Origin of the sequence: Glaciecola siphonariae (genome assembly GCF_042652645.1) — a bacterium.
Lineage (GTDB): Bacteria > Pseudomonadota > Gammaproteobacteria > Enterobacterales > Alteromonadaceae > Glaciecola > Glaciecola siphonariae.
Map to the genome: position 1 here is coordinate 721755 of NZ_JBHSGU010000002.1, position 15239 is coordinate 736993.

General features: G+C 44.6%; 9 protein-coding genes. All 9 read right to left on the bottom strand.

The features are described 5' to 3' along the window. Positions 1 to 257 precede the first annotated feature (257 nt). A complete protein-coding gene (locus ACFO4O_RS04765; protein ID WP_382406214.1) occupies positions 258 to 2576 on the bottom strand; it encodes an efflux RND transporter permease subunit in 2319 nt (772 codons plus the stop codon). Between the two features lie 11 nt (positions 2577 to 2587). Next, positions 2588 to 3613 (bottom strand): sialidase, encoded by a 1026-nt coding sequence (locus ACFO4O_RS04770; protein ID WP_382406215.1) that lies wholly within the window; start codon positions 3611 to 3613, stop codon positions 2588 to 2590. Between the two features lie 57 nt (positions 3614 to 3670). Continuing rightward, positions 3671 to 5038: a DUF1329 domain-containing protein gene (locus ACFO4O_RS04775; RefSeq protein WP_382406216.1), complete on the bottom strand. Its 1368-nt coding sequence runs from the start codon at positions 5036 to 5038 to the stop codon at positions 3671 to 3673. A 10-nt stretch (positions 5039 to 5048) separates the two neighbouring features. Further along, positions 5049 to 7118 (bottom strand): DUF1302 domain-containing protein, encoded by a 2070-nt coding sequence (locus ACFO4O_RS04780; protein ID WP_382406217.1) that lies wholly within the window; start codon positions 7116 to 7118, stop codon positions 5049 to 5051. A gap of 144 nt (positions 7119 to 7262) precedes the next feature. After that, a complete protein-coding gene (locus tag ACFO4O_RS04785; RefSeq protein ID WP_382406218.1) occupies positions 7263 to 7490 on the bottom strand; it encodes a DUF2835 family protein in 228 nt (75 codons plus the stop codon). A 17-nt stretch (positions 7491 to 7507) separates the two neighbouring features. Next, complete coding sequence (pepN, locus tag ACFO4O_RS04790) at positions 7508 to 10153, bottom strand: aminopeptidase N (RefSeq protein ID WP_382406219.1); 2646 nt, start codon at positions 10151 to 10153, stop codon at positions 7508 to 7510. A gap of 80 nt (positions 10154 to 10233) precedes the next feature. Next, positions 10234 to 11715, bottom strand: coding sequence for a Na+/H+ antiporter NhaC (gene nhaC, locus ACFO4O_RS04795; protein WP_382406220.1), 1482 nt, complete (start codon positions 11713 to 11715; stop codon positions 10234 to 10236). Between the two features lie 29 nt (positions 11716 to 11744). Continuing rightward, a complete protein-coding gene (locus ACFO4O_RS04800; protein WP_382406221.1) occupies positions 11745 to 13070 on the bottom strand; it encodes a sodium-dependent transporter in 1326 nt (441 codons plus the stop codon). 50 nt (positions 13071 to 13120) lie between these two features. Then, positions 13121 to 15199, bottom strand: coding sequence for a carboxy terminal-processing peptidase (prc, locus tag ACFO4O_RS04805; protein WP_382408231.1), 2079 nt, complete (start codon positions 15197 to 15199; stop codon positions 13121 to 13123). Between the last annotated feature and the right edge of the window lie 40 nt (positions 15200 to 15239).

Sequence of the window (15239 nt, forward strand, 5' to 3'; positions counted from 1 at the left end):
AAAATTAATAGTTTACTAGCAATTATTAACTAGATTTTTACAACTTGAATAAGCATTTCAATTTTTTGCATAATTTGTACAAGCCGCTAATAAACAAAAAAGGAGCCTAATGACTCCTTTTTTAATATTTATGACGTTCTTTCATGAACGAGCAGCATCTTGTGTGGTACTTACGCCAAATAAAGCGTAAAACTGCTAGTATTTTGTACGCCTGAACTCTTTTGTACCCTGCCTCAGCTTAGCATAAATATGTACAATTATTTTTCACCCGATTTAAACCACAACAGGCGTGCGATAGCGGGAAGCACGATAATCGCGCCAAGCATGTTCACCACGAACATAAATGTTAATAGAATGCCCATGTCCATTTGGAATTTCAGACTTGAAAATACCCAAGTGCTTACCCCGATAGCAAGCGTGATACCAGTAAACAACACGGCACTGCCTCGTTCCTGTAGCGCGGCATAATACGCCTGCTTAACACTCTCGCCATTACGCAGTCGGCTGTTCATCGTCGACAGTATGTAAATACCATAGTCAACACCAATACCCACACCTAGCGCAATGACGGGTAGCGTTGATACAGTCAGACCAATTTGTAAATAGGTCATTAGTGCCTGCGCAAGCACCGACACAACATATAAAGGTACCACTACCGCTAAAGTAGCCCGTAGTGACCTAAAGCTAATTAAACACAGTGCGATTACCGCACCAAACACATAGTAAAGCATTGGGTCTTGTGACGATTCTACCGCTTCGTTAGTAGCAGCCATCACGCCAACCGGCCCAGAAGCAAGTTTGAACGAAAGTTCATTATTGTTGTAAGAGTCGCGAATTTCCTTAACCGCGTTTACCACCGTATTAATCGTCTCTGCTTTATGGTCTTCCATGAACAATATAACCGGCATCGCAGAACAATCGGCATTGAGTAAGCCTGATGAGGTAGGTACTCTTGATACGGCTTGAACCATCGTCGCTTGGTTTCTAGGTAATACCTGCCATTTTGGATTACCCTCGTTATAACCAGCATTCACCTGTTTGGCAACGGATGCCAAGGATATTGCTGACTGGACGCCATCAATATTGCGCATTCGCCACTGAAAATCGTCAATCGCGCTCATAAAATTAAAGTCAGTACACGCAGATTCTGGGCCTTCGACAATTACCGAAATATAATCAACCGTAATTTCATACTTATCGGTAATTAAAAACGTGTCTTGGTTATAGCGCGAGTCCTCATGCAGTGCAGGTGCGCCAGCATGTAAGTCTCCAATTTTTAACGATTGCGCCTGATTAAAGCCCCATACGAACAAGACAGTCGTAATGCCAACAATAACCAAAGCCGTTTTACCTGAGGCGCAATTTGCCACCCATTGCCACATTGCAGAGTCTTTATTTTTGGCTTGATATCTTGCCTTATTGTTGTCAGTAAGCGTCACATATGACATCAACACAGGTAATAACAATAAGTTAGTGAGGATTATTACCGCTACACCCATACTCGCGGTGATAGCCAGTTCTCGAATGATGCCAATATCGATGACCAAAAGGGTCATAAACCCAACCGTGTCAGACAGTAATGCAATGCCGCCGGGAATGAGTAAGGTTCTAAATGCGTGCTGAGCGGCGACCTTTACATCCATCCCCTGTGCTGCGCGCTTGCCAACTGAATTGATCATTTGCACACCATGGCTTACACCAATGGCGAAGACTAAAAACGGCACCAAAATCGACATGGGATCCATGCCAAAACCAAACACCGTTAGCAGACCTAATTGCCAAACCACCGCAATGAATGAACACGCTAGGGGAAGCACCGTCAACATAATAGAGCGACAAAAGAAGAACACCATAATGGCCGTTATTGCTATGGCGATTGCAAAAAACATGACAACGTCTTTTGCGCCGTTAGCCACATCACCAATCATTTTGGCAAAGCCGATAATGTGTATGCTGATGCGGTCGGTTTCGTATTGTCCGCGTAATTGCGTCTCAAGTTCCTGTGCGATCGCAAGCGTATCGAGCGGTTCGCCCGTTTCAGGGTCAATATCCAGAAGCTGTGCGGTTACCATGGCGCAGGTGAAGTCATTTGAGACTTGACGACCAACAATGCCGGCCTTATCAATATTTTTTCTGACTAACTCAAGCGCAGCAGGATTGTTCGAATTGAAGTCGGCAGGTATCACTGGGCCACCAGAAAAGCCGCCCTCCACAATTTCAGTAAAGCGAGTAGACGGTGCAAACAAAGACACCACCAAGGAGCGGTTTACGCCGTTAATAAAAAATACTTGGTCATGAACGTTTTTTAGCGTGTCAAAAAAGGAGGTATTAAAAATATCAGACTCGGTATCACATACCGATACGAGTATATTATTGGCCCCGCCAAAGTTTTCTTTGTGCTTGATGTAGGTTTGCATATATTCGTGATTGAGCGGAATATTTTTAGTAAAACCAGCATCTAATTTAAGCTGTGAGGCTTGATATGCTAGAAAAAACGTAATCACGGTAAATATGGATATGAGCACTGCGCGGTTACGAAACACGCCTTTTTCTAAAGTGTTAATAAATGCATTCATGGAAAATATATTTACTCGACAGGTTGAAGGCCATTTGCACTCACCGCGGTGAGCACGTTGCCTGATAGAAAGGCATTACTGATACTAGACGATATATCGCTATCGACCTGCGTTAACCCTGCATGGCGTGCACAGCCTTCGCTGTTAGGGCTTTGATATTGCTCACTGAGCAATACCTCAGGCTCAAGTGCTAGCACTACGCCGTTGTTACCCACAACAAATAGGCCTACGTCGGTATTCACAATTGAATTCAATGATGTGGTTACACATGTGGTGAGTGATAACCATTGCTGGTCGTCGTTTTGAATGAACATATTGCCACGAAGACCTACCGCCAGCTCTGCACCAGTAGATAAGCGCTGAACATCAAAAAACGAGCCCGCATAATCAATATCGAAGCGTTCCCACGACCTGCCGCGATCGCTGCTTTTGGCTACTAAGCCCGCCTCGCCTACAAGATATAAGGTGTCGCCCGCTTTGCTGAGTCGGTTAAAATGAGGAAAAATATAATTGAGCTCTTCGGCTAAAAACTCAGGATCGTCTGCAATACTTTCAAGGTACTCGTTATCATCATCCGACAGTAGCGATACTTGCTGCTCTTGCGTCCAGCTCAAACCAGCGTCTGTGCTTCTATAAAATAAACCATAACCGCCGATAGCGATTGCTTCGTTTTGGTCTAAAAATATTACATCTAAAAAAGGACGGTCGAGCTCGACTGCACTGAAAACTTCTTCCCAGCTTGCGCCGGCATCACTTGAACGCAAAATAGTGGCATCATGCCCCACCGCCAAATAGGTATTCCCTATTCCGTCAACCGCGGTCAGGGTAACCGTTGATGGCACGTTTACTTGCGATAATTGCTCGCTATCACCCACAAGTATGTGGCCGCGCTCACCCACAACGATAGTTTTGTCGGCATGGGCAACGTCTAGCAGCATCGATTCTTTAACGAGCGGCGCGAGATACGCCTGCTCTGCGTTTGCAGTAGCGCACAGGCCACTGACTAATAATATAGAAACTGCAAACTTGTTAATCACAAACATCCTATACAATCTACGTAAAAAAAAACGGTTGGCAAAGCCAACCGTCACTTATTAACGCTTGCCTTCACGCCGCAGCGCTTGAGGAGTGAAATCAGTGTCACTCGGGCGAACAGTAAAGTCGTACATTCTCTCTTCGTTATCTAAGCCTACGGCTAAATAGCGGCGAGAGTTCAAATCATGATATACATCTAAGGTAGACCAATGCGTCGGAACGTCATAGTAGTTTACACCATACGCAAGCGCAACACGATATAACTCACCACGATTATCATACATGTCAGCCACATGAATCTGCCAGCTATCCTCGTCTATGTAGAAAACGCGCTTTTCATAAACATGGCGGAACTCATCTTTAAGCGTCGCTTCTACTACCCATACGCGGTGCTTCTGAAAGCGCGTAAGCTCAGGGTTAATGTGGCCCGGCATCAGGATGTCTGAATAACTGACTTTGTCACTGTGAAGCTTGTAGTTATTATAGGCAATATAAAGCTCTTGTTTGCCCTTTAACTCCCAGTCATAGCGGTTTGGTGAACCATTAAACATATCGAAATCATCTGTGGTACGCAAGCCATCTGCCGCTGTCCCAGGTGCATCATACGCGATGTTTGGCGCACGACGAACACGACGTTGACCTGTGTTGTAAGTCCACGCTTGGCGAGGCTCTTTGATTTGGTCAAGCGTTTCGTGCACCAATAATGCAGTCCCTGCTAAACGAGCCGGATTGGTTACTGACTGCTTAAATTTAAACAGCATGTTCTCTTCAAGCAATGCCTCTGGCGTTACACCCGGCTCTGCGTACTTAATCATAAGCGTTTCGTCAAAACCAATAACGTTATAATCACCACCGGCCGTAACCGCTGCCTGACCGCCGTATCGCTGCACAGCTTGTCCACGATAACGCAAAATATGATTCCATATCGCTTCTAAACCATTTTGTGGAATTGGGAATGGAACACCGATTGAGGCTCCTTTTAACCCGTTACCGCCTTCTAGCAGTTCAGCACGCGTTGCGTTTGCTTTGGTTGCATCGTAAACCTCTTGTGGGTTCGAGGCGGTACGACGTGTTTGATACACAGGCATTTTATAAGTGTCTGGGTAGGTCTCAAACAAAGCACGCTGGCCAACACTTAAAAAATCGGCATATTCCTGATAGTTTGCTGCGGTGATAGTAAATAATGGTTTGTCGTCGGGAAATGGGTCAACATGAAAACCGCCCGGCTCAAAGCCAGCCGGAATAGTCGTAATACCGCCAGTGTAAGCAGGAATACTTCCGTCAGCATTTCCTGCTTTTTCTCCACCTAAGGGCGTTAGCTCTGCACCAAGTTTTGCGGCCTCAGCCTCAGATACTTTTGCAAGCGCTGAATGACTGGCAACTGCTATTGCAATACTCGCTGCAATTACACCGAATTTCTTTATCATTTTAACGTCCTTAAATTGCGTATTTAATATTAAATGAAACAAAGTCTCTATCGCTCAGCGCGTTAGTCGTGCCAATACCACCCCAGAACGAGTTGTATGATGCACTTAGCGACCATCTGCTCAAATAATCAAATGTAAATGTCACGTTGGCTGATTTTCTATCTTCAAGAAACAAAAACAGCGGGTCGGGAGTTGTGCCATTCACATCGTGCGAAAACGTCGCTCGAGCACGTAAATTCACGCCAGAGAATACGTTATTGAAATCTGCAACCGCCAGTAAACGATAGCCCCATGCACTTTGAGATGCGAAAGGATTAGTTTCTGGACCGTTAGACAGACCTTGATGTAGACCCTCGCGATTGTTATCAGTTCCCGGAACCGGCTCTAAAGATGGTGTTCGGTTAGTACCAGGGGCGTTAAGTCTAATAATATTTGGGTCTGGAAAATCAACAATATTCACGTAGCCTGCTTCGCCTAGTAAAATAAAGTTATCTGTTCCGAACGCGGGCCCAAAAACATGTGACGCGGTCGCTTGTGCCTGCCAAGTATCAGACAATAAAAAACCTTCGGCAGTCTGACCGGGCCCCACGCCTCTACCAATGTTATTGAGCTGAGAAATACCGGCTAAATCTGGACGTAAGCCCGCATTCGCAAGCTGTTCAGGCATCGCCGTATACAGTAGCTCTACATCATCAATTTGCAGAGGTTCATCTACGCGGTAAGCAAATTCACCGGCTAACGCTGTGGCACCCACATTGGTGTTAAAGCTTACGCCATAGAGTTTGATGTCTTCTGGATAAGCAAAACGTGACTCTGTAAATGCACCTAAAGAGGTAAGGTTATCGCGAGTAATCAAAGTAGTGGCAAGCGTATTTAAATCGCTTTGGATACTTTGTGCAGTAAAATCAGACGTTCTCCCTGACACTAACGGACGCTGCGAATGATAGTTTATATGATAAAACCCAAATTCTGTTTCGTTGAGGTCTTCTGCAAACCACCCAAGCTTCACGCCGTATTGACCAGAGTCGCTCGCTTCATCATGCGCCGCATCGCTTGGTGCTCGCACAGCTACTTTTGTAGGATAAGCTAAATAGAGCTGACCAGCAGTAGCAGGGTCAACCGCACCGGCTCTCAAAGCATTGCCTATTTCGTTAAGCTGAGTTACCAAGGTATCTGCGTCAATATCTGGGTTGCCAGTAAACCCTAATTGGACCAAGTTGAATGAACCGCCCTCACCTGCGAAGTCATTTGTGGCAAAGTAGCTTCCAGCCACCGGTAAAAGTGAACGCTCGTATTCATACTGATAATAGCCTTCAAGACTCACTGTGTCGGTTAAGCCTATCGAGCCGTACACCATGCCCACGGGAATAAATACTTCTTTTAGCTCGGCGCCGGGCGCAAGCGCCCGCGTCACGTCAACAGGGTTGGTCGTATTAATACCGTGCTGAATAAAAGTGCTCTCACCCCATGACACTACTTGATCGCCTAAACGCAAGCTAACGGGCATATCGCCTGCGTAAAAATCAGCATAAATAAAATAGTCGAGCATACGCGCGTCTCGACATAGCTCGTCTCGCGCTTCAGGGTCGCGACATGGGTCTACCGTTGTACCCGTGATTGGATTTGCCCAGTCACGGTCGTTATCCATTAATTCAAAATCGTAAAAATAAAAGCCACGCGCAAAGAAGCCGAAGTCACCGTAGCGAACATCGAGTTCATGCAAACCCACAAACTGTGTAGAAAATGCAGAGCCAGGATCAAAGCTCAGATTTCCTAAGTCGCCATTACTAGAATAACCACCATCAGCCAATGCCCACACGTCAGCGCTAGGATAAATAACGTTAGTTGCTGCGTTATAACCTGACCAATCAAACTGAGGATGATTACTGTTACCAATTTGGCTAAAGTCACGGTCTTCAACACGGATGCTGGTTGCAAGCGTAAAGTTAGAATCGAATGTGACCTCTACGTCGCCAAAGTTCCAATTCGCAGCGCTTGCACTATAGGGCGCAGCAGCCAAAACAGCAGCAACACCTATTGCTATTGTCGACTTCTTATATGCACTAGGCTTGTTTATCATGCGGTTACCTTCTCCAATACAATCGTTTATACGATTAGTGTAGACATAAGTGTTCAATTAACAAAATGATTACATCATTTTACATCATTCGCAAGAACAAATCGTACCAGTTAACGATTAAAGCCCTTATTTATCACCCTTTGCCTATAAAATGTGCAATTTTTGTAAAGAAATTATTTTATTTTGAGCGTTTACTTTGAGCTCGAAGTGCCCCACTAAACCATTCGGTAAAAGAAAGCGTTTTAGATTTTCTTTTGGCAACTGTAGCTTTTCACCAGTATGGGCACGCACAATAACAAACCTTATTTGTTCGGCATATAAGTCTTGGCATTCGGCGTAAGGCATATTGAGTGTAAAGGTATATGTTTTCATATAAAGCGAACACAGAATTAAGCGCTCTGCGCCAAGGTTTTTGAGAGCTTTTCGAACAAGTCTTTACTCAGGTTTTTTTGCGTAAACAAACGACTTAACTGCGACTCGATAAGCGATTTGTAGGTGCTTTCATAACGATTCATTTGTAAAAGTGGCGTAATGATTCGGGACGCTACCTGCGGATTAATTGCGTCGAGTTTCATTAAAAAATCCACTACGTATTTATAGCCACTGCCGTCAGCGGCATGAAAACCTTGCGTATTATAAAATGCGAAGCTGCCAATCAGCGCTCTGACCTTGTTAGGATTTTTGACTGAATACTGACTGTGCGCCTGCAATAAGTCTAAGCGCGACAAAATGTCGTCTCGCGGGGCAGTAGCATGCAATGCAAACCACTTATCCATCACCACAGCATCGTGACCAAATTCCTCTTCAAAATCTATCATAAGTGCATCAAATGCATTAATATCAGCCTGCTGAGCAGCCTTTAGCAAGGCGAGTTTGTCGGTCATGTTATCTGCTTGCGCATACGCAGACAGTAAATCATTGCCCTTTCCTTCTTGAGATAAAGCAAGAACATGGAGCCTGATACACACTGCAAAAAGCGTTCGGCGATTGACTTCACTCTGTTCATAACGATACGGCAGTACCCTTTGTTCTTTGAGCCTGCGCTCGCAGCAATCTTTAGCCGTGCGTGCAAGCAACAAGGTAAGCTCTTGATGAGCGCTCTGTAAGCGACTTGGATTGAGTTGTGTATACTCAATAGCAAGCGTTTCAAAACTTGGGATGCAAAGTATCTGAGCCACTACATCGTCTGGCAACGTTGCTTGTTCTAAGTACTCTATAAGGTTTGTAAGTGATTGAATCTGCCCAGCGTTATACTTGTTGTTGTCATTGTTGTTGTCACTGTTGTTGTCATTATCATTGTCTTCGTTGCTGTCGTAGGCTAAACGAATCAACCGGCTGTACAACATTTGACTGGCGTCCCATTTCGCGTAATGACTTTGGGCAAAACGTAATACATGCAAGATTTCATCTAGTGTATATTGATAGTCTATTTTTACGGGTGCAGAGAAGTCGGTCAATATTACAGGAACGCCGTGCTGTAAACGCTCTGGCAAACTGATTGTTGCTGCTTCTTGACTCAATACAAAGGTGCCGAGGTGCTCTTCATCCACGGTGTGCTCAAGCCCTTTCTCATCCAGCATACTAAGCTTAATTGGAATGTACAGTGCTTGTTTTACTGCTTGGTCTGGCGTAGGTTTATTCGTCTGTGTCAGTCGTAATTGATTTTGCTCTAGTGCCAATTTGACCTCTGGCGTGCCAGACTGCGAGTACCATAATTTAAACTGAGAAAGGTTGGCATCATTCGCATCTTCCATCGCTTGTACAAAATCATCGCAGGTTACAGCTTGTCCATCGTGCCGAGCAAAATACAAATCCATTCCGCGCCTAAATCCTGCGGGCGTGAGCAATGTATGTAGCATTCGAATAACCTCGGCTCCCTTGTCATACACGGTAACCGTATAAAAATTATTCATTTCAAGCACTTCATCAGGGCGAATGGGATGACTCATAGGACCTGCGTCTTCAGCAAACTGATGCTCGCGCATCACTTTAACTTGCTTAATCCGGCAGCCCAATGCGCTGCTCATATCCTCAGAAAACCGCTGATCGCGAAAAACGGTGAGCCCTTCTTTTAAACTCAGTTGAAACCAATCTCGACAGGTAACTCTATTGCCCGTCCAATTGTGAAAGTATTCGTGGGCAATTATGGATTCAATATTGAAATAGTCTTCATCGGTAGCACTTTTCGGCTCAGCCAAAACGAATTTTGAATTAAACACATTCAGGCCTTTGTTTTCCATCGCTCCCATATTAAAAAAGTCAACTGCGACAATCATGTAGCGGTCTAGGTCATAGGCTAGACCAAAGGTATCTTCGTCCCATTTCATTGCTTTTTTTAGCGAACTCATCGCATGCCCAGCTTGATGTAAGCGGCCCGAGTCAACAAATACTTCAAGAAGGACCTCGCGTCCCTCACTGGTTGTAAAACTATCTTCTAAGCGGTCAAAATGCCCGGCCACGAGAGCAAACAAATATGCGGGTTTGCGATGCGGGTCTTCCCATACAACTTTTCGTCTGCCGTCTTCAAGGAGTGTATCTTCGAGTTTATTCCCGTTGCTGAGCAGGTAGGTTAGTTCTGGCCTGTCACAGATAATCGTGACGCGATATTTTGACAGCACGTCGGGTCTATCAAGAAAGTAAGTTATTTTACGAAAGCCCTCTGCTTCACACTGCGTACAATATGCACCACTGACATAATACAAACCTTCTAATGAGGTATTGTTTATGGGGGAAATCGTGTTTTTAATTTCGAGTGTCGCATGGTCTACATCTAAGTTGATATCTAGACCGTTTTCATGAAGTGTATAGTCGATGTTTTCTTTCGCGAGGCGGCCATTGATCATTAATGAAACGAAGTTAAGCTGCTCACCATCAAGCTTTAATATATCGCAGCCAGAGATGTTACGCGTTACCTCCATGATATTGCATACTTCAGTATTTTCTGGAGATAGAATAAAGCTGATATCTACTGTATCAATAAAGAAATCACTGGGACGATAATCGTCTCTGCGTTTAGCAACTAAAATCGATGACATAGATAATTCCTACTAGGTAAGAGAATACATTTAAACGGAGTCCGCGGCGACGCTAGGCATTTCTCACACTAGGAACAAAATTACGCGCGTGACTCTGGATGACGAAGCTCAACTTTCGGTGGTTCAAGGCGTAATATCTTAATACCAAAGTACGCATAAATCACCGCTAAAATTGGATTGATCAGGTTAAAGAAGGCATAGAATATATACGTAAATGGATGAACGCCCAAAACGCTTTGCATATAGGCACCACAGGTATTCCATGGGATCAATGGTGACGTAATGGTGCCGCCATCTTCCAAACTTCTGGAAAGATTAAGTTGATGTAAGCCGCGTTTTTCGAATTCTTCTTTATACATGCGCCCCGGCATTACAATGCTGATATATTGATCTGCAGTAACAAGGTTTGTACCAATACAGGTTAAAATGGTGCGCGAGACCATGTCTCCGGCTGACGTAGCGCCTTTTAGCGCTGCAGACACAATTGCTTTGAGCAAGCCAATGCGCTCAAGAACGGCTCCAAACGACATGGCACAAATGATTAACCATATAGTGTTTAGCATGCTCGACATGCCACCGCGAGACAGCAAAGAATTAAGATTATCGTCGGGCGTAGTAAAAACAACGCCGTCAAACATTGCTGTCCACACCACCATTAAACTGGTAATCGAATCATGAAATTCACTCGTGAGCATGCCGCTGACAACATCGTTTTGAAATAGTAATGCCCAAATACCGCCAACGAGCGCACCAATAGACACCGCTGGAAAGGCTGGCATTTTATTGATGGCGAGAGCCAGCAACACGACTAAGGGCACTAAGTTATACCACGCAATATTAAACTCTTGATTAAGCAATATTTGCATTTGCTCTATACGACCGCTGACCGCACCGGTGTCTTCTTGAAATCCTAAAATTGAAAACAGAATCAACGCAATGCAGAAGCTTGGTACCGTTGTCCAGAGCATATATTTTATATGTTCAAACAGGTCGGTACCGGCGATGGCGGGCGCTAGATTCGTGGTTTCTGATAAGGGCGAGAGTTTATCGCCGAAATATGCGCCCGACACAATCGCCCCAGCGGTAATCGCTAAGCTCATTTCCATGCCGGTGGCAACACCAATCAAGGCGACACCAATGGTGGCAGCGGTTGTCCAAGAGCTGCCGATACTCATCGCAACAATCGCACAAATAAGCGCTGACGCGGCATAGAAAAAAGTGGGGTTGAGCATTGAAAGACCATAATATATCAGCGTTGGAACCGTACCCGACAGCATCCAAGTACCAATGAGGGAGCCTACTGCGAGTAAAATAAGACACGCACCCAAAGACATCGAAATCCCTTTAACAATCCCCTCTTCTATTGACTTCCACGTGTGCCCGTTTTTTAAACCAACAATGGCGGCGAGAAACATACCAACAAGAAGTGCTATCTGATTTGGACCATAAGACGACGCATCCCCAAATAAATAGACAGCACTGCCCATTAAAATAATCAGCGTTACAATAGGAATAAGCGCATCGAGTAAACTGGGGTCTTTAATGGTGTTAGGCTGATTCATAATATATCCGTAGTTAAATTAGGTATTCCCTAAAGCACAGAGCGATAGAACATGGCAGCAATCACTACTGGGCACACAAATTTAACGTACCACGGCCAGATTTTCCAAAACAAGGTATTTTCAACCTGATCATTACCTTGCTTTAATTCTGCAAGAATCTCATTGCGACGCCATATCCATCCAGCAAAAATACATAAGACTAATCCAAGTAAAGGCTGGCTATATTCGGTAGTGAGAGATATGACAAGGCCAAACAGCGCATCAAAGTTAAGCACAATAATAGTGCTGAGCACAAACACGAAGGTGCTCAATAGAATTGTCGCTTTTCGTCGATGCATGCCTTTATTATCAACCAAAAAGGCCACAGGAACCTCAAGCATAGAAATAGAAGACGTTAATGCTGCGATGACCATTAATGCAAAAAATGCAGTGCCTATGAGCGTGCCAACATAGCCCATGGTGTCAAACAATGACGGAAGCACTTGAAAAATAAGCGTTGGCCCTTCAATTAATTTACCCTCTGAGAAAATTTCCACGCCATTATGCAAGGCAACATACATCGCAGGAATGATTAACATGCCCGCCAAAATCGCTACCCCGATGTCAACCAAGGCAACGGAGGCGCCGAGCTTGGGTAAATTTTCATTTTTTTGCACATAAGAGCCATAGACTAACATCGTCCCTACGCCAAGCGACATAGAGAAAAACGCTTGCCCCATTGCATCAATGAGCAGGCCGGGCTCCAGAGCGCGCTGAATATCGGGAATCAAAAACGCGCGCCATCCGTCCATCGCACCTGACTGCGTGCTCACATAAACAATAAGCGCGATTATTAACACAAGTAAGGTGGGCATCAAACGTACTGACCATCTTTCAATTCCGTTGCTAACGCCGCCAATCACGACAAAGCAAGTGAATACCAAAAAGATTGCCATAAAAATTATATTTCTTGAAATTGAACTGTCGGTGAGCCAGGGAGACTCAAATGCGGCAATGCTGAATACAGAATCAATTAAATGAGAAATCATCCAGCCAGCAACGATGCTGTAAAAGGCGAGAATAAGAATAACGGTAACTGCACCAACGCTGCCTACTGCAGCGCCGATGTTATTGCCAGATATGCTGCGAAGAGCATCAATCATATTGGCGCGTTTAGCACGCCCTATAATTAGCTCTGCCATCAGTACAGGATAGGCCAACAAAAAGGCCATGCATAGATACATAGCCACAAATGCCGCGCCGCCGTTTTCCGCTACTTTGGTCGGAAAACCCCAGATATTACCTAAGCCAACTGCTGACCCAGCTGCCGCCAGTACAAACCCGAGCCGCGATGAAAACAGGCCTCTTGCTGCCATAACTACCTCTTTTTATTATTATTCTCGGCGTCTTTGGCGCACCGAGTATTTTATGTACGGGTATTAAACGCGTAGCTACCTGTTGCAATCATATCAAATGTAATGTTTGCCGCCTCTGTTAAGAACGGGTCAATTTTTTCGATTTCTTCAGGTAAATCATCTTCCAATGATTCTATTTTTGGCAGGCCTAAACGCATTAAGCGCTCATTAGTCCGTGCTAACTGCTTCGCTTCGTTTTCTTCTTTTTCGGCAATTCGTTCTGCCTCAACCAATGAGATGTAGTTTTTATCTTTGTTGATATTGTATTCTTCGATGTCTTTAAAAATATACTGAAATTCAGGGTCTTTCATTGTTCTTGCGGCATGTTTAGCTGCAAGAACATCAATCGTATTGCCGCTCGCGGGTAATTGCGTGTAATTAGCCTTTTTAATGCTATCCCATGGCAGCGCATTTTCTTCTCTGCTCTCGCCCCACTCTTGAGGGTCTACTGCAGAAGGATACAAAATATCAGGTAAAACGCCCTTATGCTGGGTACTACCACCACTAATGCGGTAGAATTTCGCCATGGTAAATTGCACAGCACCTAACTTATTTTCGAAAAAGTCATATACTCTGCTCAAAGAGCGATGCTGCTGCACAGTACCTTTACCAAAAGTTTGTTCGCCAATAATAATCGCTCGGTTAAAATCCTGCATGGCGGCTGCAAAAATTTCACTGGCTGAGGCGCTAAAACGGTCTACCAACACGGTTAATGGACCGTCGTAACTCACCATACCGTCTTTATCGCGGTTCACTTCAATATGACCGCTTTCATGCCTGATTTGAACTACCGGGCCTTTGTCGATAAACAGACCGCTTAAAGCAACTGCTTCAGGCAAAGAACCGCCACCGTTTCCGCGTAAATCAACAATTAAGCCCTCGATGTTTTGCGCTTTTAATTCGTCGAGCAGCTTCACAACGTCAGTATGGAGCTTATGGTAGAACGAGGGAATTTCAATCACGCCAATTTTCTTACCGGCATTCTCGCCTGTAGTCGGCTCAATTATCTCTGATTTTGCAGCGCGATCCTCTAGCTTAATTTTGTCACGCGTGATTGCGACCTCAACCACATTTTTAGTACTTGTACCGCCTTTTTGTACCTGTAACTTAACCTGACTTCCTTTCGGACCTTTAATTAACTCTACCACTTCGTCTAATCGCCAACCCACTACGTCGGTGTAAGCATCTTCGTCTTCTTGGGCAACGCCAATGATTTTATCTTCCGGCTTAATAACGCCCGATTTATCGGCTGGTCCACCGGCTACCACACTCATAATAGTAGTATGGTCTTCTTCTATTCGAAGTACCGCACCGATGCCCTCAAACGATAAGTTCATATCCATTTGAAAGCGCTCAGTACGCTGCGGCGAGAGATAACTTGTGTGCGCCTCGATGCTGCGTGCAAAGGAATTCATCACTGCTTGGAACACGTCTTCGCTTTTGGTTTGTGTTAAACGTTTTTCAGCGCGCTCGTAGCGCTTGCGCAACAATTCTTGGGTTTCTTCCCACGTTTTGTCCGCCAGTTTCAAGTTGAGAGCGTCGTATTTCACTCGCTGACGCCACAACTCGTTTAATTCTGCTTCATTCGCCGGCCAAGACGCATCTTCTCTGTCGTAAAAAAACTTATCGTCTTTTTTCGTAAAGTCAAAAGGCTCGTTAAGCAGCGTTTGCGCATACTGAAACCTTTCCTGACGGCGCTCTAAATTGCGTTTATACATGTCATAGGCAATTTTTAAATCACCTATGCGTATAGCTTCATCAAATTTGTCTCGGTAGTCATTGAAAGCATTAACATCAGAGGCAAGAAAGAAATGCTTACTGCTGTCGAGAGAGTCTAAGTAACGTTCAAATACTTTTTCCGATAACTCATCGTTAATTTCGATTTTTTTGTAATGTGCTCGGGTAAAGAGGTCAGATATGCGTTTAGCAGAAATGGAATGCTGCTTCTCTTGCTCTAAGGTTGGAATAATAACCTTTTCGCTTGTGACCTTTGCTTGCGAAGCGTTGAACGCCAAAACCACAGAAACCGCAACAGACGTAGCTAATATACTCGCTGCTTTGCATGTCTTCTTTATTTGGCTGTTCTGCATAAGACTTTTCTGCATGAATGACACCTTATCAATAGTCTGT